The sequence below is a fragment of the Vibrio sp. 05-20-BW147 genome (assembly GCF_013369385.1).
Classification (GTDB): Bacteria; Pseudomonadota; Gammaproteobacteria; order Enterobacterales; family Vibrionaceae; genus Vibrio; species Vibrio floridensis.
In genome coordinates this window covers 1-22115 of the sequence record NZ_SZTO01000029.1, presented here as the reverse complement: position 1 = coordinate 22115, position 22115 = coordinate 1, and the positions used below count along the sequence as shown (strand labels likewise).

At 47.6% G+C, this 22115-nt stretch carries 24 protein-coding genes, 2 tRNA genes and 1 pseudogene; 20 read left to right on the top strand and 7 right to left on the bottom strand.

Going from position 1 to position 22115, the window contains the following annotated elements:
* Positions 1–1139: pseudogene (locus FC652_RS18765) on the bottom strand (transketolase); the annotation flags it as partial.
* 328 nt (positions 1140–1467) lie between these two features.
* Here FC652_RS18765 and metK point away from each other — a divergent pair.
* The 8 genes from metK to ruvX all read left to right on the top strand — a co-directional run bounded on the left by metK (position 1468) and on the right by ruvX (position 7920).
* Positions 1468–2622, top strand: a complete 1155-nt coding sequence (gene metK, locus FC652_RS18760; protein ID WP_176299748.1) for a methionine adenosyltransferase — start codon at positions 1468–1470, stop codon at positions 2620–2622.
* Between the two features lie 253 nt (positions 2623–2875).
* Positions 2876–3670, top strand: coding sequence for a DUF2189 domain-containing protein (locus tag FC652_RS18755; RefSeq protein ID WP_011151188.1), 795 nt, complete (start codon positions 2876–2878; stop codon positions 3668–3670).
* 73 nt (positions 3671–3743) lie between these two features.
* Positions 3744–4250, top strand: a complete 507-nt coding sequence (locus FC652_RS18750; protein ID WP_011079470.1) for a SprT family zinc-dependent metalloprotease — start codon at positions 3744–3746, stop codon at positions 4248–4250.
* A gap of 101 nt (positions 4251–4351) precedes the next feature.
* Positions 4352–5047 (top strand): endonuclease, encoded by a 696-nt coding sequence (locus tag FC652_RS18745; RefSeq protein WP_176299747.1) that lies wholly within the window; start codon positions 4352–4354, stop codon positions 5045–5047.
* A gap of 111 nt (positions 5048–5158) precedes the next feature.
* Entirely contained in the window at positions 5159–5890 is a 732-nt protein-coding gene (rsmE, locus tag FC652_RS18740) for a 16S rRNA (uracil(1498)-N(3))-methyltransferase (RefSeq protein ID WP_176299746.1), read from the top strand.
* A 14-nt stretch (positions 5891–5904) separates the two neighbouring features.
* The gene (gene gshB / locus FC652_RS18735) at positions 5905–6858 is read left to right on the top strand and encodes a glutathione synthase (protein ID WP_176299745.1); all 954 of its coding nucleotides are present in this window, start codon (positions 5905–5907) and stop codon (positions 6856–6858) included.
* A gap of 54 nt (positions 6859–6912) precedes the next feature.
* Complete coding sequence (locus tag FC652_RS18730; RefSeq protein WP_176299744.1) at positions 6913–7476, top strand: YqgE/AlgH family protein; 564 nt, start codon at positions 6913–6915, stop codon at positions 7474–7476.
* Between the two features lie 21 nt (positions 7477–7497).
* Positions 7498–7920: a Holliday junction resolvase RuvX gene (gene ruvX, locus FC652_RS18725; RefSeq protein WP_011079464.1), complete on the top strand. Its 423-nt coding sequence runs from the start codon at positions 7498–7500 to the stop codon at positions 7918–7920.
* Between the two features lie 39 nt (positions 7921–7959).
* On the opposite strand, the gene tyrS is transcribed toward ruvX, so the two are convergent.
* The 4 genes from tyrS to FC652_RS18705 form a co-directional block, all read right to left on the bottom strand.
* The gene (gene tyrS, locus FC652_RS18720) at positions 7960–9240 is read right to left on the bottom strand and encodes a tyrosine--tRNA ligase (protein WP_176299743.1); all 1281 of its coding nucleotides are present in this window, start codon (positions 9238–9240) and stop codon (positions 7960–7962) included.
* A gap of 108 nt (positions 9241–9348) precedes the next feature.
* Positions 9349–10146 (bottom strand): helix-turn-helix transcriptional regulator, encoded by a 798-nt coding sequence (locus tag FC652_RS18715; protein WP_176299742.1) that lies wholly within the window; start codon positions 10144–10146, stop codon positions 9349–9351.
* Positions 10147–10259: 113 nt separating this feature from the next.
* Positions 10260–11366: a PilT/PilU family type 4a pilus ATPase gene (locus tag FC652_RS18710; RefSeq protein ID WP_176299741.1), complete on the bottom strand. Its 1107-nt coding sequence runs from the start codon at positions 11364–11366 to the stop codon at positions 10260–10262.
* 18 nt (positions 11367–11384) lie between these two features.
* Positions 11385–12422: a type IV pilus twitching motility protein PilT gene (locus FC652_RS18705; protein WP_176299740.1), complete on the bottom strand. Its 1038-nt coding sequence runs from the start codon at positions 12420–12422 to the stop codon at positions 11385–11387.
* Positions 12423–12446: 24 nt separating this feature from the next.
* Here FC652_RS18705 and FC652_RS18700 point away from each other — a divergent pair, with 24 nt between their 5' ends.
* The 7 genes from FC652_RS18700 to hemW are packed head-to-tail and all read left to right on the top strand — an operon-like array spanning position 12447 to position 17168.
* The gene (locus FC652_RS18700) at positions 12447–13157 is read left to right on the top strand and encodes a YggS family pyridoxal phosphate-dependent enzyme (RefSeq protein ID WP_176299739.1); all 711 of its coding nucleotides are present in this window, start codon (positions 12447–12449) and stop codon (positions 13155–13157) included.
* A gap of 34 nt (positions 13158–13191) precedes the next feature.
* Positions 13192–14010, top strand: a complete 819-nt coding sequence (proC, locus tag FC652_RS18695) for a pyrroline-5-carboxylate reductase (RefSeq protein ID WP_176299738.1) — start codon at positions 13192–13194, stop codon at positions 14008–14010.
* A 41-nt stretch (positions 14011–14051) separates the two neighbouring features.
* Positions 14052–14609: a YggT family protein gene (locus FC652_RS18690; protein ID WP_013571095.1), complete on the top strand. Its 558-nt coding sequence runs from the start codon at positions 14052–14054 to the stop codon at positions 14607–14609.
* On the top strand, positions 14609–14899 hold the full coding sequence (yggU, locus tag FC652_RS18685; protein WP_011151199.1) for a DUF167 family protein YggU: 291 nt from the start codon (positions 14609–14611) through the stop codon (positions 14897–14899). Before FC652_RS18690 ends, yggU begins: the two co-directional genes overlap by 1 nt.
* 42 nt (positions 14900–14941) lie before the next feature.
* The gene (locus FC652_RS18680) at positions 14942–15373 is read left to right on the top strand and encodes a DUF4426 domain-containing protein (protein ID WP_176299737.1); all 432 of its coding nucleotides are present in this window, start codon (positions 14942–14944) and stop codon (positions 15371–15373) included.
* A gap of 10 nt (positions 15374–15383) precedes the next feature.
* Complete coding sequence (locus tag FC652_RS18675; protein ID WP_011079456.1) at positions 15384–15986, top strand: XTP/dITP diphosphatase; 603 nt, start codon at positions 15384–15386, stop codon at positions 15984–15986.
* 9 nt (positions 15987–15995) lie between these two features.
* A complete protein-coding gene (gene hemW / locus FC652_RS18670; RefSeq protein WP_176299736.1) occupies positions 15996–17168 on the top strand; it encodes a radical SAM family heme chaperone HemW in 1173 nt (390 codons plus the stop codon).
* Between the two features lie 133 nt (positions 17169–17301).
* Here hemW and glsB read toward each other — a convergent pair whose 3' ends face one another.
* Positions 17302–18222: a glutaminase B gene (gene glsB, locus FC652_RS18665; RefSeq protein ID WP_011079453.1), complete on the bottom strand. Its 921-nt coding sequence runs from the start codon at positions 18220–18222 to the stop codon at positions 17302–17304.
* A 126-nt stretch (positions 18223–18348) separates the two neighbouring features.
* A complete protein-coding gene (trmB, locus tag FC652_RS18660; protein ID WP_013571091.1) occupies positions 18349–19068 on the bottom strand; it encodes a tRNA (guanosine(46)-N7)-methyltransferase TrmB in 720 nt (239 codons plus the stop codon).
* A gap of 165 nt (positions 19069–19233) precedes the next feature.
* Here trmB and mutY point away from each other — a divergent pair, with 165 nt between their 5' ends.
* From mutY to FC652_RS18635, 5 genes are all read left to right on the top strand, one after another.
* Positions 19234–20286, top strand: a complete 1053-nt coding sequence (mutY, locus tag FC652_RS18655; protein WP_176299735.1) for an A/G-specific adenine glycosylase — start codon at positions 19234–19236, stop codon at positions 20284–20286.
* A 21-nt stretch (positions 20287–20307) separates the two neighbouring features.
* The gene (locus FC652_RS18650; protein WP_011079450.1) at positions 20308–20580 is read left to right on the top strand and encodes an oxidative damage protection protein; all 273 of its coding nucleotides are present in this window, start codon (positions 20308–20310) and stop codon (positions 20578–20580) included.
* A 79-nt stretch (positions 20581–20659) separates the two neighbouring features.
* Positions 20660–21799 (top strand): membrane-bound lytic murein transglycosylase MltC, encoded by a 1140-nt coding sequence (gene mltC, locus FC652_RS18645; protein WP_101957338.1) that lies wholly within the window; start codon positions 20660–20662, stop codon positions 21797–21799.
* 100 nt (positions 21800–21899) lie between these two features.
* Positions 21900–21975, top strand: a tRNA-Phe gene (locus FC652_RS18640).
* Between the two features lie 54 nt (positions 21976–22029).
* Positions 22030–22105, top strand: a tRNA-Thr gene (locus FC652_RS18635).
* Positions 22106–22115 lie beyond the last annotated feature (10 nt).

The following is a 22115-nucleotide window of genomic DNA, read 5'->3' as shown; positions in this document are numbered from 1 at the left end:
TCAGCTGAGCCGCCCATGAATTCTGGCAGCATTTTACCAAACGCTTCTAGCGCGTTTTGCGATGCTTTACGTGATGCGATGTTCGCTGGGTTTGCTTGAAGATCTGCAATGATTTGGTTTGCTTTCTCTTCCCACTGAGCTGGCAGTTCGCCATTTACGCGGCGTTTGAATTCCGCAGCTTCGACTGGGTACGCTGCTGCGTACGCATCAAACTTCGCATTCCAAGCGGCTTCTTTTGCAGCGCCAGCTGCTTTTGCATCCCACTCTGCGTAAACGTCAGCAGGGATTTCAAATGCTGGGTGTTCCCAACCTAGGAATTCACGAGCTGCGGCAATTTCTTCCGCACCTAGTGGTGCACCGTGACAGTCGTGTGAACCCGATTTGTTTGGTGAACCAAAACCGATGATAGTTTTAGTACAGATAAGAGTAGGGCGAGGATCTGCTTTTGCCGCGATAATCGCTGCATTGATTGCGTCAGCATCGTGACCATCTACTGCTGGGATGACGTGCCAGCCGTATGCTTCAAAACGCTTAGGCGTATCGTCAGAGAACCAACCTTCAACATGACCATCGATAGAGATGCCGTTGTCATCCCAAAATGCAATCAGTTTGCCCAGACCTAGCGTACCTGCTAGAGAACATGCCTCATGCGAGATACCTTCCATTAGACAGCCATCACCCATGAACACGTAAGTGAAGTGGTCAACGATGTCGTGGCCTTCTTTGTTGAATTGCGCTGCTAGCGCTTTCTCAGCCATTGCCATACCAACCGCGTTGGTGATGCCTTGACCTAGCGGGCCCGTCGTTGTTTCGATACCAGGTGCGTAGCCGTATTCTGGGTGGCCCGGAGTCTTAGAATGCAATTGACGGAAGTTTTTCAGATCATCGATAGAAAGCTCGTAACCGCTAAGGTGCAGTAGCGAGTAAATCAGCATCGAGCCGTGGCCGTTAGAGAGTACGAAACGGTCGCGATCAGCCCACTCTGGGTTTGATGGGTTGTGGTTTAGGTGGCCACGCCAAAGTACTTCAGCGATGTCCGCCATACCCATAGGTGCGCCTGGGTGGCCTGAGTTTGCTTTTTGTACGCCGTCCATGCTGAGTGCGCGGATTGCATTAGCGAGATGTTTACGAGAAGGCATGTCTGCTCCTGAGTGCATTAAGCGAATTGATAACATAGAAAATCGAGTGGCGATTATTTTCGCAAAGCAATCTCTCGACTGCAAACGATTTACCTGAACAATTTGTGGAAATGTAAGCGACTTAATGCCATTTCACTGAGAAAAAAACATTTTCTCACTCGATTAAGCAAACGTTTGGTTTTCGCTAATAATAAAAAAGAGCTTGTAATTCGAGCATTCAAAACTAGAATAGACGTCTAGATGTAGAAACACCTACAAACGTTATTGTATTTCCTACTGCTGGAGCATGCATTCTCACAGCAGAATAGATTAAAAAAGTGGAGCTCTCATGGCTAAGCACCTGTTTACTTCTGAGTCGGTTTCAGAAGGTCATCCAGATAAAATTGCAGACCAGATTTCTGATGCGGTTCTTGATGCGATTCTTGAACAAGACCCAAAAGCGCGTGTTGCATGTGAAACGTACGTAAAAACTGGCATGGTAATGGTCGGTGGTGAAATCACCACTTCAGCATGGGTTGATATCGAAGAGTTAACTCGTGAAACGGTGCGTGAAATTGGTTATGTACATTCAGATATGGGTTTCGATGCAAACTCATGTGCAGTACTGAACACTATCGGTAAACAGTCTCCAGACATCAACCAAGGTGTTGATAAAGCCGATCCTAAAGAGCAAGGCGCGGGCGACCAAGGCATCATGTTCGGTTACGCATGTAACGAAACTGAAGTTCTTATGCCAGCACCAATCACTTACGCGCACCGTTTGATGGAGCGTCAAGCGAAAGTTCGTAAAGATGGCACACTGCCATGGTTGCGTCCTGATGCAAAATCACAGGTTACTTTCCAATACGAGCAAGGCAAAATTGTTGGTATTGATGCGGTTGTTCTTTCAACTCAGCACTGCGATTCTATTTCCACACCGGATCTTCGCGAAGCGGTTATGGAAGAGATCATCAAGCCAGTTCTTCCTTCTGAATGGCTAAACAAAGAAACAAAATACTTTATCAACCCAACCGGCCGTTTCGTTATCGGGGGTCCAATGGGTGACTGTGGTTTGACGGGTCGTAAGATCATCGTTGATACCTACGGCGGCGCAGCTCGTCACGGTGGTGGTGCTTTCTCTGGTAAAGATCCATCGAAAGTAGACCGTTCAGCCGCTTACGCAGCACGTTACGTAGCGAAAAACATTGTCGCGGCAGGTCTAGCTGATCGCTGTGAAATCCAACTGTCTTACGCAATCGGTGTTGCTGATCCAACCTCTATCATGGTGGAAACATTCGGTACTGAGAAAGTATCACACGACATCATCATTGAAGCGGTACGTCAGTTCTTCGACCTACGTCCATACGGCCTACAAGAGATGCTGAATCTACTTCAGCCAATCTACAAGAAGACCGCAGCATACGGTCACTTCGGCCGCGAAGAGTTCCCATGGGAAGCGACTGACAAAGCAGCACTACTGCGCGAGTTTGCTGGTATCAAGTAAGATACAACTCACCTCACTATCCAAAGCCTTCGCCAAATGCGAAGGCTTTTTCATTTGTGCGACGAAAAATTCGCCATGGCATTTGTATTTTTAACTAACTCCAACGATAGTTAAATAAATGTTAAATGAGATTTATCTCTCATCTTAACGACAACAAAACAGATGCTAAAGGTAATAAAAGAGATCTTGCCCCGCATCTGAAACCTACTGACAGTCAACGTCAGTCTGACAGTGAATCGATCAAGGAGGAGCTATGCCTCGTACCGTAGACCCGTCGGATCTGGAGCAAAAACGAAAGGACGTTCCCGATCACGAATACGCTCGCACTATTCCATGTAACCAACTCAGTGTGTCCGCCCCGTTTCACTGGCTAGCACTTGGCTTGCATGACTTCATTCGAATGCCACTTATCAGCGCCTTTTATGGCTTATGCTTCATGGCTGCCGCCATCGGTATTGTGTTGCTGGTTGAGTGGCAAGGGACTCATTTGGTGGTAATGCCCAGCTTAGTGGTTTACATGCTCATCGGCCCATTTCTTGCGCTTGGTTTGTATGACGCCAGTTGGGAAAGAGAACGCGGCCATAGCGCCAGCCTACTCCACTCAATGAAAGCCATTGGCCGCAACTCTTCTTCTCAATGGGCCTTTGCGGTGCTGTTAGCGGTGTGCATGATTTTCTGGATGCGCATTGCCGCTTTACTCCATGCCCTCTACCCTTCTGTGCAAGGAGCACCACTTACAGAGTTTCTTCCTTTCTTAGTGATTGGTTCACTCGTTGGTTTCGTCTTAGCCAGTATCGTCTTTAGCATTTCTGCGTTTTCGATTCCGATGATGATGGAACGCCGAGTCGATATGATGACAGCGGTTTTCAGCAGCTTTAATGCCGTGAAGTCCAACATTCCGGCAATGATTGTTTGGGCAGCCATTATTTGTGGCGGCATTCTAATTGGCTTTGCCACTTATGGCATTGGTATGCTCTTCACCATGCCGATACTTGGCTACGCCACGTGGCACGCCTACCATGAAACCATCAAGAAAAAACACCACTAGGGTCTTTGCCCCTAGAAGCATCAACAGATAATGCTATTATTTGCCCTCATCACACCATGAGGGCAAATTTTTGATGAAAAAGATCGAGTTTGAGCTGCACTACCAAGCCCAAAAAGCACTGCACGCTTGTATCGATAAAGCTAACCGCTACTTTCAGCGCCAATTTCCAATGCCACTTCTTAGCTATCAATTGAGAGGCAAAGCGGCGGGTAAGGCGTATCTACAACTCAATCAAATTCGTCTTAACCCGATTTTGTTCAAAGAGAACAAAACGGCTTTCTTGGAAGAAGTGATTCCTCATGAAGTGGCTCACTTGCTCACTTATCAGTTATATGGCCGAGTTAAACCTCATGGCGCAGAATGGCAATCCATCATGCAAGGCGTTTTTCTCTTGCCCGCCAACACGACACATCAATTTGCTGTCGCTTCCGTGCAAGGAAAAACCTTCCAATATCGCTGCCAATGTCGCGAGTTTCCGCTAACTATCCGTCGCCACAACAAAGTTCTGCGTAATGAGGCAAGCTATACCTGCCAAAAGTGCCGACAAACCTTGATCTTCACCGGCATCCAACTCTCATAGCTTGGCACTCTTCCTCTATTGCTATTATTAACTTACTTATTACATTGAATAAAATACGCGTGCTAGAATGCTAAAAGTCATACTTTTTAAAGACTTTTAGCATGAAGCGATTACTCATTTTTATTGCCTCGTTCACTGCCTTTGCGGTCCAGGCCGCACCACCTAGCTCTTTCTCCGCCGCCAAACAACAGGCGGTGAAGATCTACCAAGATCATCCCATTAGCTTTTACTGTGGTTGCGACATTGAATGGCAAGGCAAGAAAGGCATTCCTAACTTGGAGGCATGTGGTTACCAAGTACGCAAACAGCAAACTCGCGCATCGCGTATAGAATGGGAACATGTCGTCCCTGCTTGGCAATTTGGCCACCAGCGTCAATGCTGGCAAAAAGGTGGGCGCAAAAACTGCAGTAAAAATGATCAACAGTTTCGCTTGATGGAAGCAGACTTACACAACCTCACGCCAGCGATCGGTGAAGTCAATGGCGATCGTTCAAACTTCAACTTCAGTCAGTGGAATGGCGTGGATGGTGTCAGTTATGGGCGCTGTGAAATGCAGGTCAACTTCAAACAACGTAAAGTCATGCCGCCAGACAGAGCTCGTGGGTCTATTGCTCGAACCTATCTCTACATGAGTCAAGAGTATGGCTTTAAGCTTTCCAAGCAACAACAGCAACTGATGCAGGCTTGGAACAAATCATACCCCGTTGATGAATGGGAGTGCAGACGAGACGAGCGCATTGCCAAGATTCAAGGCAATCATAATCCGTTTGTACAGCAGTCCTGCCAAACTCAGTAACTCACCGTAATGACAATCAAAGGGAGAAAACTCTGTCTCCCTCTTGTTTTTTGCCCTCGTAGCATCCATGTTAGTCTCTAAATATTCGCGTAGTCAGGAACTTGAATCACCATGCGTATCCCTCGAATTTATCATCCAGAAACCATTCAACATCTAGGTGTTATTGCACTTTGCGACGACGCAGCAGGCCATATTGGCCGTGTATTGCGCATGAAAGAAGGCCAAGAAGTTTTGCTGTTTGACGGCAGTGGCGCTGAATTCCCGGCAGTGATCAGTGAGGTGGGCAAAAAAAATGTGTTGGTCACCCTGAATGAACGCGTCGAGCGCAGCAGTGAGTCACCATTAGATTTACATCTAGGACAAGTGATCTCGCGTGGTGAAAAAATGGAGTTCACCATCCAAAAATCGGTAGAGCTGGGGGTGAATACTATCACTCCGCTGATTTCTGACCGTTGTGGAGTAAAGCTCGATGAAAAACGTTTCGAGAAAAAACTGGCTCAGTGGCAAAAAATCGCAATCAGCGCGTGTGAGCAGTGTGGCCGCAATACCATTCCTGAAATTCGCCCAATCATGTCTTTAGAAGCTTGGTGTGCTGAAGAGTATGATGGTTTAAAGCTCAACCTACACCCACGCGCAAAGTACTCTATCAATACGCTGCCAGAGCCAATCAACAAAGTGCGTTTGCTGATTGGTCCTGAGGGCGGTCTCTCTTCTGAAGAGATCGACATGACACAACAATATCAATTTGAAGAAACACTGCTAGGTCCACGCGTATTACGCACAGAAACGGCAGCGTTAACGGCAATTACCGCCTTACAAGTTCGTTTCGGCGATCTGGGATAACACGGAGAATAGTGATGATCAAACTTGGCATCGTAATGGATCCAATCTCGTCCATTAACATTAAAAAAGATTCCAGCTTCGCCATGATGCTCGAAGCTCAGCGCCGCGGTTGGGAAATCCATTATATGGAGATGAATGATCTACACTTAGATCAAGGTGTAGCGATTGCCGATACCAAGGTCGTGGAGTTGAAGGAAGATCCAAACGGATGGTATGAATTCAAATCTGAACAAACACTGCCACTATCGGAACTTGATGCGGTTCTAATGCGCAAAGATCCTCCGTTCGATACGGAGTACATTTACGCGACCTACATTCTAGAGCGTGCAGAAGATCAAGGCACCTTGATCGTCAACAAACCTCAAAGTTTGCGCGACTGTAACGAGAAACTGTTCACAGCGTGGTTCCCAGAATTGACACCGACCACCATAGTGACACGTAAAGCAGAGAAAATTAAAGCGTTTCGCCAAGAGCATGGTGACATCATTCTCAAGCCGCTGGATGGTATGGGCGGTGCATCGATTTTCCGTGTCAAAGAAAACGATCCCAATGTCTCTGTGATCATCGAAACACTGACTAACCATGGCCAAAATTACGCGATGGCACAAACTTTCGTGCCTGATATCAGCAACGGTGATAAACGTATTTTGGTGGTGGATGGCGAGCCAATGCCCTATTGCCTCGCGCGTATTCCTGCTAAAGGAGAAACTCGTGGTAATTTGGCCGCGGGTGGCCGTGGTGAGCCTCGACCACTGAGCGAAACCGATCTAAAAATTGCAAACGCAGTGGCTCCAACACTAAAAGAAAAAGGGCTTATTTTTGTAGGCTTGGATGTGATAGGCGATAAACTGACGGAAATTAACGTCACCAGTCCAACCTGTATTCGCGAAATTGAAGCAGCCTTCGATATCTCGATTACCGGTAAACTAATGGACGCGATTGAACGTCGTTTACAAGCTCAAGCTTAAACATGAGTATTGCAGAGCCAGCGATGGCTCTGCTGTAACAGATTGGAGTCCTGTATGAACCTGACAAATCACTTTCTGGTTGCGATGCCAGGTATGAAAGATCCTTACTTTCAACACAGCGTGATCTACATCTGTGAACATAATGAAGACGGCGCTATGGGTCTGATGATCAATGCGCCTATCGACATTACCGTGGGCAAAATGCTTGAACAAGTCGATGTTCAACCAGTACACCCACAACTCAATACCGCAAGTTTAACCAAACCTGTCTACAACGGCGGGCCAGTTGCTGAAGACCGCGGCTTTATCCTCCATCGACCAAAAGATTTTTACGAGTCCAGCTTACAAATGACTGAGCAAATCTCTGTCACCACCTCGAAAGATATTCTTTCGGTGCTAGGGACGGAAGCCGAGCCCTCTAGCTACATTGTGGCTCTGGGCTACTCCGGATGGAGTGCAGGTCAGCTGGAAACCGAGTTGGCAGAGAACTCATGGTTAACAGTAGAAGCAACTGCCGACATTATTTTTGATACCCCTATCGCAATGCGCTGGCAAAAAGCCGTGCAGATGCTTGGAATTCACGCGTCTCAGCTTTCCGATCAAGCTGGTCACGCTTAACCCATTTGATTTAGGTTATTTATGTCACGCACCATCATGGCATTCGATTTTGGCACCAAAAGCATTGGCAGTGCCATCGGCCAAGAAATTACTGGCACCGCATCACCACTCAAGGCTTTCAAAGCCAATGACGGTATTCCAAATTGGGATGAGATTGAAAAGCAAATCAAAGAGTGGCAACCCAATTTATTGGTGGTGGGACTGCCGACAGATTTACACGGCAAGGCCTTAGAAACCATTACCCCACGCGCGAAGAAGTTTGCTCAACGATTACAAGGACGCTTTGGCCTTCCGGTTGAATTGCATGATGAACGTCTATCAACCACGGAAGCGCGTTCTGAACTGTTCTCTATGGGCGGTTACAAAGCTTTAAGCAAAGGCAACGTCGATTGCCAATCCGCGGTGATTATTTTAGAGAGTTGGTTTGAAGCTCAGTGGGGCTAACCCCACTGCTTTTTTCTTGGCCGAGTAGAACCGCTGTAATTACTCAGTTAAGCCTTCCAATTTGATCAAAGCAAACTGCTTCTTACCGCGTTGCAACACATAGTAGCGATCAAACAGTGCAAAGCCGGGTAACACACCTTCTTGCTCTACTCGCTCACCATTGACGCGAATCGCACCATTCTCCAGCCACTCGCGCGCTTGACGCTTGGAACTGGCTAAACCTGAAGTGAGCAGCAAATCGATTAAGGAATCGGTACGTGATGCCGCCACACAAGGCAGACCATCCAACTCTAACTGAGACAGCTCACTTAAGCTGAGATCGCTCACATCGCCGCTAAACAGCGCTTGAGTAATACGCTGCGCCGCAGCGAGCCCCTCTTCACCATGCACAAAACGGGTCACGTGCTCCGATAAAATCTGCTGTGCTTTTGGCTTGCCTTCGCATAACGCATCGGCTTGGCGGATTTCCTCAATCTCAGCCGTACTCAAAAAGGTGTAATACGCTAAAAATCGGTATACATCCGCATCATCACTGTTTAACCAAAACTGGTAGAAGCGATACGGCGAGGTTTTGCAACTCTCAAGCCACACGGCGCCACTTTCGGTTTTGCCAAATTTAGTACCATCGGATTTGGTTATGAGCGGCAGAGTTAAACCACCGACTTCAGTGCTATTGAGGCGGCGGGTCAAATCAATCCCGCTGACAATATTGCCCCACTGATCATTGCCGCCTATTTGCAGCGCACAGCCAAACTCACGGTTGAGATGTGCAAAGTCATAGGATTGCAGCAAAGAGTAACTGAACTCGGTAAAGGAGATACCTTGATCCGGGCGCGCCAAACGCTGCTTCACCGATTCACGATTGATCATGGTATTGACTGAAAAGTGCTTGCCCACATCGCGGAAAAAATCGATCAGATTGATCTTGCCGATCCAATCTGCATTATTGACCGTCATCAGCGATGTCGGCTTCTCGCTAGGTGAGGTCATCAGTTGAGTGACTTGCTGACTTAAATCATTCACCCATTGCTGCACGGTTTGCGTACTATTGAGCACACGCTCGTTGGCTTTAAAACTTGGATCGCCAATCATACCTGTTGCACCGCCGATGAGGGCAATGGCTTGATGTCCGGCATTTTGAAAGCGCTTAAGCATCAGCAGTGGAACCAAATGACCAATGTGCAAACTGCCTGCGGTGGGGTCAAAGCCGCAATACAGCACTTGCGGCGTGGCAAAGCGCTCAACCAGCGCTTCCAGAGGTGTGCTTTGTGCGATCAAACCGCGCTGCTGTAAATCATCAAAGAGTTGCTTTGAATTCATTTTGCCTCCCAAAAGTCTTGGCAAGCAGACTAACCAATTTTAAACCTGAGAAGCGATGTCCCTAAAGGGACAATCTTGGTGATTAATGACCAAAGGAAGAGAGACTGCCTAATCCGCGGCAGCGCCAATCAGATGATTGAGAAACAGTTGGAAAAGCTCACTCAATGAGCTGACACGCAGTTGAGCATAGATGCGTTTGCGATGATTTTTGACTGTGCCGTGGCTAATGGCCAACGCATCGGCAATCTCTTGTGAGTCTAAACCTTGAATGAGCAATGCGGTGATCTCCTGCTCACGCGGGCTTAAACGCTGCGTGCCAAAACTTTGGATCGCCCGCTCAACCCAAATCCGTAACTCTTGGTTTGGCTGCGCACTTTCCGCTAACCGCAGTGGCTGCTGCTGCCAGTGCTGCTGACACAAGGCTTCCAACACCGTAAACCGCTGTTGCAAAGCTGTAATCTGTTCGCGCGGAAAAGAGCCCAACTTAAAGCTGCCGAGATACACTACAATCGACCGCTCGCCATCAAGATTGACCACCAGACTCACTTCATCCTGCCAACCCGTTTGCGCATAAAATTGGTGTTGATAGGCTTTTTGCTGCGGATTGAGCGGCATTAAATCGGAGAAATGAAATACCCCTGAACACGTGTTGTGCTGCAAAGCACTGTAGAAAGGATCATCAAGATAAGCATGAGTCAGATACCGCTGAAACAGCAGCTCACGCTGGCTCGAGAGCGAATCATACAGATAAATAGGATGTTTGTTTGCGCGATAGCCCAAAACAACCGCGCAATCAAAATCAGCAATACAACGCAACACCGCCACGAGGCGAGAAGTAAATTGCGACGTCTTTAACGCCGCAATCGCGTCACCTAATGCGAGATATTCTTGAGCCGAGACCTGCATGCGTACTCCACCAGTTCATCCGAGAAAGTGGCAGTATGCCCAATCAAGACTCGAAGCTCTACATCAAACTCGCTTGAGTTGCAGGGAGTGAAAGCAAAGCGCACAAATCCCCTCTAATCCATATCGATCTTGACGTTTGCCAAAGACCCGGGAGTACTAAGATCGCCTCGTTGTGTCTTCAGCATCAAACGTAAATCGTTGGCTGAGTCAGCACTGTGCAGTGCGTCTTCTTCGCTGATTTTGCCTTTCACCACTAATTTATACAGTGATTGATCAAAGGTCTGCATGCCGATTTCTTTCGACTTCGCCATGGTCATTTTCAGCTCATGCAAATCGCCACGACGGATCAAATCTGACACGCGCGGGCTGTTAAGTAACACCTCGAACACACCGTGACGACCTTTACCATTTTTGTCCCGAATCAACTGCTGACCCACCACCCCTTTTAGGTTCATGGAAAGGTCAAACAAAAACTGCTCTTTTTGCTCTTTAGGCACCAAGTGTAAGATGCGCTCTAGTGCTTGGTTGGCATTATTGGCATGCAGCGTTGCCATGCATAAGTGACCCGTTTCGGCAAAGGTCATCGCGTACTCCATGGTTTCCCGACTGCGAATTTCGCCAATTAAAATCATATCTGGCGCTTGACGCAGCGAGTTCTTTAGTGCGATTTCATAGCTTTCTGTATCCAAACCGACTTCGCGCTGGGTGACAATACAGCGTTTATGTTCGTGGACAAATTCAATCGGATCTTCCACCGTCAAAATATGTCCACTGCGGTGGGTATTTCGATAGCCAGTCATCGCAGCCATGGTGGTCGATTTACCTGAGCCCGTCGCGCCCACCACCAGCACCAATCCACGCTTGGCAATCGCTAAGTCTTGCAACACATTGGGAAGCTTTAACTCTTCAAAGGTTGGAATATTGGTCTCAATACGACGAATCACTGCGCCAGGTAGCTCTCGTTGGTAGAAGGCACTAACACGAAAACGGCCAGAATCACGCACAATGGCAAAGTTGGACTCACGAGTTTTACGAAAATCTGCTCGTCGCTCTTCTTCCATTGCGCTATCAAGCAATTTTGCGACTTCACTTTGTGAGAGTTTTTCGCCTTGTGGACGCAGTTCGCCATCGACACGAAAAAGTATTGGCGCTCCGACGGTGATATAAAGATCCGACGCTTTAAGCGTAATCATCCCTTCCAAAATTTTATTCAAGTCCATAGCGCTCATCACCTTTCGTTAAAACTGGATCGCTTCAATTTCAATTTTGGCGTCGACTTCTTCTTTGGCCACTTTGCCTTGTGCCATCAACTGACGCGCATTCTGTTCCATGGTTTGCATGCCGTGCGCAGCCCCTGTTTGGATAATGGAGTACATCTGTGCCACTTTATCTTCACGGATCAAGTTACGAATGGCCGGCGTTGCCATCATGATTTCATTACACGCCACTCGGCCTCCGCCAATCCGTTTCAACAATTTCTGTGCGATAACGGCGCGCAATGATTCAGAAAGCATTGAGCGCACCATGTCTTTGTCGCTGCCAGGGAACACATCGATAATACGGTCAATGGTTTTAGCTGCACTACTGGTGTGTAGCGTACCAAACACCAAGTGGCCCGTTTCGGCCGCAGTGAGTGCTAGGCTGATGGTTTCTTGGTCGCGCAACTCACCCACCAAGATAACGTCTGGATCCTCACGCAATGCGCTGCGCAGAGCATTTTTAAAACTGTGGGTGTCGCGATGAACTTCGCGTTGGTTAATCAAACATTTCTGATTTGGGTGAACAAATTCAATCGGATCTTCAATGGTCAGGATGTGTTTGTTGTAGTTGCGGTTAATGTAATCCACCATCGCAGCCAAGGTGGTGGATTTCCCCGAACCTGTTGGTCCAGTGACCAACACTAAGCCTTTCTCGCTTTTCGCAATTTTTTCAAAGATCTGCGGGCACTCTAGATCTTCCAGTGTCGGGATTGTTGTTGGAATGGTACGAAACACCGCAGAGCAGCCGCGAGATTGGTTGAAGGCGTTAACACGAAAGCGACCAACGTTTGGCAATTCAAAGGAAAAATCGACTTCCAGCTTCTCTTCAAATTCACTGCGCTGTGAGTCATTCATGATCTCAAAAACCAAGCGATGCACATCAGCATGACTAAATGCAGGCACACCAAGCTTTCTTACATCACCATCTATGCGTACCATAGGAGGCACACCCGCAGAAAGATGTAGATCTGACGCATTATGCTTTACACTAAAATCCAGTAACTCAGTGATATCCATTATTTTTCCCTTAAAAGAATTGCGATGAACAGTATTCAACAAAACATTGAACAGATCACCACACAGATTCACGCCTCTACGCAAAAGTGTGGACGAGCTCCAGACTCAGTGCAACTTTTGGCGGTGAGCAAAACCAAACCTGTCGAGGCGATTCTAGAAGCGTTTCAGGTCGGCCAACGAGCATTTGGTGAGAACTACGTGCAAGAAGGCGTAGAAAAAGTCCGTTTTTTTACCGAAAAGCATCCAGAGATGCAAATCGAGTGGCATTTTATCGGTCCCATTCAATCGAATAAAAGTCGCTTAGTGGCGGAGAACTTTGCGTGGGTACACACCATTGATCGTGACAAAATCGCTCAACGTTTAAATGATCAACGCCCAGCCGAGCTCCCACCACTGCAAGTGCTGATCCAAGTGAACACCAGCGGCGAAGCCTCTAAGTCAGGCGTATCCGGTGAGGAAATATTTGCACTTGCTGAGTTGATTTCTACCCTCCCGAACCTCACGTTAAGAGGGTTGATGTCAATCCCTGAAAACGTCGATGACCACGCTTCTCAGTTGGCTGCATTCCAACCGCTTACTGAGCTACAACAACGTTTGGTTCAACGCTATCCAAGCGTGGACACTTTATCGATGGGCATGAGCGGCGACATGGATGCCGCCATCGAATCAGGTTCAACCATGGTGCGTATTGGCACCGCCATTTTTGGCCATCGCGATTACAGCAATAAAGCGTAACTCAGCGACTTTTACTTACTAGCGGAACAGAAATATGGAACATAAGAACATCGCTTTTATCGGTGCTGGCAATATGGTGAGAGCCATTGTCTCTGGCTTAGTGGCGGACGGTTACCCTGCCGATAAAATCACTGCCACCGCACCCAGCGAGACGCGTCGTTTGCCCCTTGAGCAGCAGTTTGGCATTCAGACCACCAGCGATAATCTCATGGCAGCAACGCGAGCAGACGTGATCGTCCTTTCTGTCAAACCGCAAATGATGGAAGAGGTGTGCAAACCACTGCAATCCGTCGATTTCTCCAATAAGCTGGTTATTTCGATTGCCGCAGGCATCAGTTGCGCACGATTAAATGAGATGCTGAACACTCAACTCAACTTAGTGCGCGTCATGCCCAATACCCCATCACAACTCGGGTTAGGCATGAGCGGCTTATATGCGCCAGTCTCCGTGGCCGAGCAAGATCGCCACTTTGCCGAACAGTTGATGCAAGCGGTCGGCAAAACCTGCTGGGTCGAAGAAGAATCAGGCATTAACCACGTTATTGCGGCGGCAGGCAGTGCTCCAGCGTACTTCTTCCTCTTTATGGAAGCCATGCAAGCTGAAGCGATGGCGCAAGGGTTTGATAAACAAACCGCTCGTTTACTGGTTCAACAATCCGCATTGGGGGCGGCCAGTATGGTGGTGGAAAACCCAGACACCGAACTGGCGACTCTGCGCGAGAACGTCACCTCGAAAGGAGGGACCACCGCCGAAGCATTGCGCACTTTCAATGAACATCAACTCTCTGATATCGTAGCCAAAGCCATGCAAGCGGCAGTGGCTCGCGCGCAAGAGATGGAAAAACTGTTTTAATCACCTGGCTGCTTAGCAGCTCTACGTTTTAAGGGGCATCTATGAATGCAATGAGTTTTCTGATTTCGACGCTGTTTGATCTCTATATCATGGTCGTGATCTTACGAATTTGGCTGCAAGCCGCGCGTGCGGATTTTTACAATCCATTTTCGCAGTTTATCGTCAAAGCAACCCAACCCGTGATTGGCCCGCTGCGCCGTGTGATTCCATCCATTGGTAGCCTAGATCTGGCGACCGTGTTGTTTGCCTACGTCTTGTGTGTGTTGAAGTTTGTTGCGCTGATCCTAATTGCGTCTGGTGGTTCCGTCACCTTTAGTGCCGATTTCCTCTACCTTGGCCTACTGTCACTGGTGAAAGCCGCAGGTGGTCTGTTGTTCTGGGTGCTATTGATCCGTGCGATTCTGAGCTGGGTGAGTCAAGGTCGCAGCCCTATCGAATACGTGTTCCATCAATTAACTGAACCTATGCTGGCACCGATTCGTCGTATTTTGCCCGCCATGGGGGGCTTTGACTTAAGCGTGCTGGTGCTGTTCATCGCACTGCAATTTGCTAACTTCCTGATGGGCGATGTGATTGGCCCAATTTGGTATCAGTTGTAATGAACCCAGCGGTTTGGCTTGATGGTGAGGATGTGGTGCTTCGTCTCTACATCCAACCCAAAGCAAGTCGTGATAAAATCCTTGGCTTGCATGGTGATGAACTGAAAATTGCCATCACCGCGCCCCCCGTCGATGGGAAAGCAAATGGGCATTTAACCAAGTTACTGGGTAAGTGGTTTAAAGTTGCTAAAAGTCTGGTCACGATAGAAAAAGGAGAACTCGGACGGCACAAACAAGTGCGTGTTCACACTCCACAACAAATACCAGACGAAGTGAAAGCCATCTTGTGATGGCTTTTTGTTTACCGCCAATAACGAGTAAGGAAGTCTACAATGAACAAATGGATGGTTGCGTTACTGAGTTGTCTGATGGCTCTACCAACATGGGCAGAACAATTCAAAACCATTAAAGATGCGGAAGTGCATTACATCGCATTCAATTCCACCTTTTTAACCCCCAAAGTGGCGAGAAGCTATGGGCTAAAACGTAACGAATACAGTGCCATTATCAACATCAGTGTGTTGGACAAAAGCCGTGTAGGAAAACCAGCACTGGACGCCACAATATCCGGCCAAGCCAAGAATTTACTCGGCCAAATTCGTACTCTGGAATTTAAGCGTATCCAAGAAGGGAGCGCGATTTATTATTTAGCGGAGTTGCCGATCAGCCACGAAGAGACCCTGACCTTCGATCTGGATGTCAACGCAGGCATCAAAGGCGCAGGCAAACTCAAATTTACCCAAAAGTTTTATGTTGAAGAATAACGAGAACACCATGAAAAAGATCGTATTAGCCACAGGTAACCAAGGCAAAGTTCGCGAAATGGCAGACCTACTTGCCGATTTCGGTTTTGATGTCGTCGCACAAAGCGAATTCAATGTGTCTGAAGTGGCTGAAACGGGCACGACTTTCATTGAAAATGCCATCATCAAGGCGCGTCACGCCGCTAAAGAGACCGGGCTTGCAGCGATTGCGGATGATTCAGGTTTAGAAGTGGATTTTCTTCAGGGCGCTCCTGGGATTTACTCTGCACGTTACGCAGGAGAGAAAGCCTCAGATCAAGAAAACTTAGAAAAGCTATTAACAGCGATGGAAGGTGTGCCAGAAGCACAACGTACCGCGCGTTTCCATTGTGTGTTGGTGTTGATGCGCCACGAAAACGACCCGACACCCATTGTCTGCCACGGCAAATGGGAAGGCCGTATCTTAACGCAAGCACACGGTGACAACGGCTTTGGCTACGATCCAATCTTCTTCGTCCCAGAAGACAACTGCGCTTCTGCCGAGCTTGAACCTGTGCGCAAGAAACAACTCTCTCATCGTGGTAAAGCATTGAAACAGCTTTTTGCTACGCTACGTGAACAACCTTTAGTGTAAGGTACTTGCATGTTAACGCCCCCAGCACTCAGTTTGTATGTTCACATCCCATGGTGTGTACAAAAGTGCCCTTATTGCGACTTCAACTCTCACGCACTCAAAGAACAGATCCCAGAGCAGATGTACATCAATGCGCTGCTGGAAGATCTTGACCGTGACATCGAAAAGTATCAGCTTCACCGCGCGCCAAGACCACTGCACTCGATTTTTATCGGTGGAGGCACACCAAGCCTCATCTCAGCAGAAGGCATTCGAGATCTTTTGCAAGGGATCGAAAAACGCATTCCCTTTACGCCTTCGATCGAGATCACCATGGAAGCCAATCCCGGCACCATCGAAGCTGAGCGCTTTGCGGGCTATCGCAAAGCAGGGGTCACGCGCATCTCCATCGGTGTACAAAGTTTTGAGCAGCAAAAACTTGAGCGTTTGGGGCGTATTCATGGCCAAGATGAAGCAGTGAACGCCGCGAAACTGGCTCATCAAATTGGCTTGAACAGTTTTAACCTCGATCTCATGCACGGTTTGCCCGATCAAAGCATCGAACAAGCTCTGGCCGATCTGGACAAAGCGATTGAACTTAATCCGCCTCATCTTTCTTGGTATCAGCTCACTATTGAGCCAAATACCATGTTCTACTACAAACCGCCGGCTCTCCCCGACGACGACCAGTTGTGGGACATCTTTGAGCGAGGCCATCAAAAACTCACACAAGCGGGATACGTGCAGTATGAGATTTCCGGTTACAGCAAACCCGGTTATCAATGTCAGCACAATCTTAACTACTGGCGTTTTGGTGATTACTTAGGGATTGGCTGTGGCTCACACGGCAAACTGAGCTTTGCTGACGGTCGCATCATTCGCACCACCAAAATTAAGCACCCGAAGGGCTACTTGGCGGCGCATCAAAATATGGTCAAACCCTATCTTGATAGCGAACAGTTGGTCGAAGAGATCGATCGTCCGTTCGAGTTCTTTATGAATCGCTTTAGATTGATGGAAGCGTGCCCTAAACAAGATTTTATTGACACAACCGGGCTACCACTGAGTTTTATCGAGACAACCATTCAATGGGCCGTTGAGATGGGTTATTTGAATGACAACGAAACCAGTTGGCAAATCACAGAGAAGGGCAAGCTGTTCCTAAACGACTTGCTCGAAGCGTTTATGGCTGAAGAGAGTTAAGTAAGGACGCTACGCTTCGAGATGAGAGAAAGGACTGCGTCCTTCGAGAAGCGAAACAACACTAAGCTCGATAAATGACAAAAGGGTTGGCGCACGGACACCAACCCTTTCCTTTTTTCGTGAAATCACTTCTTTAGAAAATCGAACGCCCAATTCGCTCAGAAAGCAACTCTAGCGCTTTCGTGCCCGCTAACGAGTTTCCTGACGGGTCTAACTCTGGTGACCAAACCGCAATGGTCATTTCCCCCGGCACGATGGCGATGATCCCGCCGCCCACGCCCGATTTGCCCGGCATTCCCACGCGATACGCAAACTCCCCCGCCCCATCGTACAAGCCACAGGTTGCCAATAATGCATTGAGCTGTTTAGTTTGCACTGGGCTAATAACGCGTTGGTCTGTGTGTACCGACACGCCTTTGTTCGCTAAATAACTAAAGGTCTTAGCCAAATCGACACAACTCATTTTCAATGCGCAAGCATGGAAGTAGTTGTTCAAAACCGGGATCACTTCGTTCTCAAAATTGCCAAATGAACGCATCAGATAGGCAATGGCCGCATTGCGGTCGCTGTGCATCATTTCAGAGGCCGCCACCACTTTGTCGTAACAGATATGCGTTTCACCAGAAAGCTGGCGGACAAATTCCAGCAAACGCTGGCGTGGCGCAGATAAACGGCTGGCCAGCAGATCGGCCACCACAATCGCCCCCGCATTAATGAACGGGTTGCGCGGAATCCCCTGTTCCATTTCTAACTGAATCAGCGAGTTAAACGCCTGTCCAGAAGGCTCCTTGCCCACTCGACGCCAAATTTCGTCCGGCTGATACAGGCCCATGGCGAGGGTTAAACTCAGCGCTTTAGAAATGGATTGTATCGAGAACGCCTCATCGGCATCTCCCGCTTTGATCACCTCACCTTGATTGGTGTACACCGCGATAGCAAGCTTATGCGCCGGCACCCTGGCCAAAGCAGGAATATAGTTGGCGACTTTTCCACGCCCAATCAGAGGGCGAACTTCATGCAAAATTTCGTTGAGCAGTTCTTTTGTTGGCTTCATGACAGACTTTACCAAACCATTATGGTGTTTATTGTAGGGTCAAAAAAGCCAACATTTCTCAATGTTGGCTCTTCTTTTTCGCAGTGTGCTGATTTTATAAAAACCAGTCAAACAATAAATCCGCGATTAGCTCACTCGCTTAAATTTAATATCCCACACACCGTGGCCAAGACGATGACCACGCGCTTCGAATTTGGTCAGCGGACGCTCTTCAGGGCGTGGAATATAATCACCAGCTTCGGCAATGTTTCGGTAACCTGGCGCTTGGTTCATGATTTCAATCATGTGCTCAGCGTAGTTTTCCCAATCCGTCGCCATATGGAAGATACCTTCATTCGGGATCAGCTTTTGACGAACCATTTCCGCAAACTCAAGCTGTACAATACGACGCTTGTGATGGCGCTTTTTGTGCCATGGGTCTGGAAAGAACAATTGCAACGTCGCTAGGCTGTCGTTCGGAATCATGTGCTCAAACACTTCAACCGCATCATGACACATCACACGCAGATTGGTGATACCCGCTTCACGAGCGTCTGACAGACACGCACCAACGCCAGGGCTGTGCACTTCAATACCAAAGAAGTTCTTTTCAGGGGCATTTTTCGCCATTTCAACCAAAGAAGCGCCCATACCAAAGCCAATTTCAAGCACGACAGGATTATCGTTACCAAATACCTCTTTCCAATCAAGAAGTTGCTTTTGGTAATCGATGCCCATTGTTGGCCAGCACTCTTTCATCGCATTTTCTTGACCTTTGGTTAAACGGCCTTCGCGACGAACAAAACTGCGGATTTTGCGGATCAGCTTGCCGTCTTCATTGTATTCGTTAGTGGTGACTTCACTCATGGATTCTGCCTGCACATTGATTAATCAAAGCGGGGATTATCCAAAGAATTTTCTTTGGTGCAAGTGTTATCAATAAAAACCATTATCCCCACACTTTGTCGGTTGTACTTTCACCACAATCTGTGGTGCAATTTTGCCTACAAATAATAGAACACAGAGCATGTCGTGACACCTTTTGCCAGCGCCATTTTGAAATGGTATGACGCCTACGGAAGAAAAAACCTTCCTTGGCAACACAATAAGAGCGCCTACAGCGTTTGGTTATCGGAAATTATGCTGCAACAAACGCAAGTTGCGACCGTGATTCCCTATTACCAACGTTTTTTACAGCGCTTTCCGACCGTGGTTGATCTCGCCAACGCCGAGCAAGATGAAGTGCTTCATCTATGGACGGGGTTAGGCTACTACGCTCGCGCACGCAATCTGCACAAAGCCGCGAAAATGGTGGCTGAGCAATATCATGGTGAATTTCCATTAGAACTGGAGCAGATGAATGCCCTGCCGGGGATTGGCCGCTCTACCGCTGCTGCCGTGCTCTCTTCCGTTCACAAACAGCCACATGCCATTCTTGATGGCAATGTGAAACGCACCTTATCTCGTGCCTTTGCCGTTGAAGGTTGGCCTGGGCAAAAAACGGTCGAAAACCAATTGTGGCAATTAGCGGAAGCACACACACCCAATACCGATGTCGATAAATACAACCAAGCGATGATGGATATGGGGGCAATGGTCTGCACACGCAGCAAACCCAAATGCACATTGTGCCCGGTGGCCGAGCTATGCCAAGCCAACAAACAAGGTAACCCACTGGACTACCCCGGTAAAAAGCCTAAAAAAGAGAAACCCGTGAAAGAAACGTGGTTTGCCATGCTGCACTACAACAATCAAGTGTGGTTGGAACAAAGGCCACAAAGTGGTATTTGGGGCGGATTGTTTTGCTTTCCGCAAAATGAGCATGCACAACTTGAAGCACTACTCGAGCAGCGAGGCATAAAAGAGGGTGACATTCGCACACAAAACACCTTAATTGCTTTTCGCCATACTTTTAGCCATTACCATCTCGACATCACTCCGATTTTGCTGGACCTATCAAAGCAACCTGACATGGTGATGGAAGCCAGCAATGGTCTTTGGTATAACTTAGCCAATCCCGAAGAAGTTGGGTTAGCAGCTCCCGTCAAACAATTGCTGGAGAGCTTGCCCCATGAACTTCGTTAATGCTTTATTTAAGGAGTCATTATGAGCCGCACTGTGTTTTGTGCTCGTCTAAACAAAGAAGCTGATGGTTTAGATTTTCAGTTGTACCCAGGAGAGCTTGGAAAGCGCATCTTTGACAACATTTCTAAAGAAGCTTGGGGTCAGTGGCAGCATAAGCAAACCATGTTGATCAATGAGAAAAAGCTCAACATGATGGATCCTGAACACCGCAAATTGCTCGAAACTGAAATGGTCAACTTCCTCTTTGAAGGTAAAGAAGTCCATATCGAAGGTTACACACCACCGAGCAAATAATCTGGTTTTCTTCATGGTTAATCAATGACATCATAGCCAACGCTTTGGTGTCATTTTTTTAGGTTTGAATAGGTAAACGATGAAAAAGTTTGGGTATTTTTTAGCTGCATTGCTCTTAACCGGTTGTAGCCGCGAATTTATCGAAAACATCTATGACGTCAATTACCAACCGACCAACCGCTTTGCTAAAAATCTCGCAGAGCTGCCAGGACAATTTGAAAAAGACACGGCAGCACTGGATGCTTTGATCAACAGCTTCTCAGGCAATATTGAAAAACGCTGGGGGAGCCGAGAAATAAAAATGGCAGGCAAAAGTAACTATGTGAAATACATAGATAATTACCTCAGCCGAGCCGATGTCAACTTTAGCAATGGCACCATCCTCATTGAGACGGTTTCACCCACAGAACCCAAACAGCACCTGAAAAATGCCATTATCACTACCTTGCTAACTCCAGATGATCCGGCCAATGTCGATCTTTTCTCCTCCAAAGAAATCCGCTTGGAAGGGCAACCTTTTCTCTACAATCAAGTGTTGGATCAAGACAAACAAGCTATCCAGTGGAGTTGGCGCGCCAATCGCTTTGCCGATTATCTGATCGCCAATAAACTCAAGACACGTACGGTTGATTTTAAGAAAGCCTATTACGTTGAAATTCCCATGGTGGCAGACCACGTAGACAAACGCAGTTATAAATACGCCGATATCGTACGTCGCGCCTCAAGTAAGTACGATATTCCAGAAGATCTGATTTACGCCATCATCAAAACCGAAAGCAGCTTCAATCCCTATGCAGTGAGTTGGGCCAACGCCTATGGTTTGATGCAAGTGGTGCCCAAAACGGCAGGGCGCGATGTGTTCAACTTGGTTAAAAATCGCAGTGGCGAGCCCAGTCCGGAATATCTCTTTAACCCAGAAAACAATATCGACACCGGAACGGCCTATTTTTATCTGTTGAAAAACCGCTATCTAAAAGAGGTCAATCATCCAACATCTCTCGAATATTCGATGATTTCAGCCTACAACGGTGGTACAGGCGGTGTACTCAACACCTTTAATCGCAACGATCGCAAGCGCGCAATGCGCGATCTCAACGCATTGCAACCCAATCAAGTGTATTGGGCATTAACCAAAAAACACCCCAATGCAGAAGCTCGCCGTTATTTGGAAAAAGTAACCAAATTCAAGCAAGACTTTAATCAAGGACATTCTCTTTGATTACAAATGAATATTTTCTAAGCAAATGATCAATTTTTTACTTTTTTTGCAAAAAATCGGTTGACGAGGCAGGTAAAAATCCGTTTAATAGCGCTCCGTCGCCCGGATAGCTCAGTCGGTAGAGCAGAGGATTGAAAATCCTCGTGTCGGTGGTTCGATTCCGCCTCCGGGCACCACGAATTCAAATCGTTGGTGCAAATAGTACAAGCGATGATTAAAGAATATAGTGTGCCGACTTAGCTCAGTAGGTAGAGCAACTGACTTGTAATCAGTAGGTCACCAGTTCGATTCCGGTAGTCGGCACCATTCTTAAAAT

What these genes read in the sequence shown, in the direction of transcription:
- glsB (WP_011079453.1), bottom strand. Translation starts at nt 18,222, where the DNA reads ATGAAGCCAACAAAAGAACTGCTCAACGAAATTTTGCATGAAGTTCGC.
- FC652_RS18680 (WP_176299737.1), top strand. Translation starts at nt 14,942, where the DNA reads ATGAACAAATGGATGGTTGCGTTACTGAGTTGTCTGATGGCTCTACCA.
- FC652_RS18705 (WP_176299740.1), bottom strand. Translation starts at nt 12,422, where the DNA reads ATGGATATCACTGAGTTACTGGATTTTAGTGTAAAGCATAATGCGTCA.
- hemW (WP_176299736.1), top strand. Translation starts at nt 15,996, where the DNA reads ATGTTAACGCCCCCAGCACTCAGTTTGTATGTTCACATCCCATGGTGT.
- tyrS (WP_176299743.1), bottom strand. Translation starts at nt 9,240, where the DNA reads ATGAATTCAAAGCAACTCTTTGATGATTTACAGCAGCGCGGTTTGATC.
- mltC (WP_101957338.1), top strand. Translation starts at nt 20,660, where the DNA reads ATGAAAAAGTTTGGGTATTTTTTAGCTGCATTGCTCTTAACCGGTTGT.
- FC652_RS18750 (WP_011079470.1), top strand. Translation starts at nt 3,744, where the DNA reads ATGAAAAAGATCGAGTTTGAGCTGCACTACCAAGCCCAAAAAGCACTG.
- FC652_RS18650 (WP_011079450.1), top strand. Translation starts at nt 20,308, where the DNA reads ATGAGCCGCACTGTGTTTTGTGCTCGTCTAAACAAAGAAGCTGATGGT.
- proC (WP_176299738.1), top strand. Translation starts at nt 13,192, where the DNA reads ATGGAACATAAGAACATCGCTTTTATCGGTGCTGGCAATATGGTGAGA.
- FC652_RS18730 (WP_176299744.1), top strand. Translation starts at nt 6,913, where the DNA reads ATGAACCTGACAAATCACTTTCTGGTTGCGATGCCAGGTATGAAAGAT.
- FC652_RS18715 (WP_176299742.1), bottom strand. Translation starts at nt 10,146, where the DNA reads ATGCAGGTCTCGGCTCAAGAATATCTCGCATTAGGTGACGCGATTGCG.
- yggU (WP_011151199.1), top strand. Translation starts at nt 14,609, where the DNA reads ATGAACCCAGCGGTTTGGCTTGATGGTGAGGATGTGGTGCTTCGTCTC.
- FC652_RS18700 (WP_176299739.1), top strand. Translation starts at nt 12,447, where the DNA reads ATGAACAGTATTCAACAAAACATTGAACAGATCACCACACAGATTCAC.
- FC652_RS18710 (WP_176299741.1), bottom strand. Translation starts at nt 11,366, where the DNA reads ATGGACTTGAATAAAATTTTGGAAGGGATGATTACGCTTAAAGCGTCG.
- ruvX (WP_011079464.1), top strand. Translation starts at nt 7,498, where the DNA reads ATGTCACGCACCATCATGGCATTCGATTTTGGCACCAAAAGCATTGGC.
- FC652_RS18675 (WP_011079456.1), top strand. Translation starts at nt 15,384, where the DNA reads ATGAAAAAGATCGTATTAGCCACAGGTAACCAAGGCAAAGTTCGCGAA.
- FC652_RS18690 (WP_013571095.1), top strand. Translation starts at nt 14,052, where the DNA reads ATGAATGCAATGAGTTTTCTGATTTCGACGCTGTTTGATCTCTATATC.
- gshB (WP_176299745.1), top strand. Translation starts at nt 5,905, where the DNA reads ATGATCAAACTTGGCATCGTAATGGATCCAATCTCGTCCATTAACATT.
- FC652_RS18755 (WP_011151188.1), top strand. Translation starts at nt 2,876, where the DNA reads ATGCCTCGTACCGTAGACCCGTCGGATCTGGAGCAAAAACGAAAGGAC.
- metK (WP_176299748.1), top strand. Translation starts at nt 1,468, where the DNA reads ATGGCTAAGCACCTGTTTACTTCTGAGTCGGTTTCAGAAGGTCATCCA.
- rsmE (WP_176299746.1), top strand. Translation starts at nt 5,159, where the DNA reads ATGCGTATCCCTCGAATTTATCATCCAGAAACCATTCAACATCTAGGT.
- trmB (WP_013571091.1), bottom strand. Translation starts at nt 19,068, where the DNA reads ATGAGTGAAGTCACCACTAACGAATACAATGAAGACGGCAAGCTGATC.
- FC652_RS18745 (WP_176299747.1), top strand. Translation starts at nt 4,352, where the DNA reads ATGAAGCGATTACTCATTTTTATTGCCTCGTTCACTGCCTTTGCGGTC.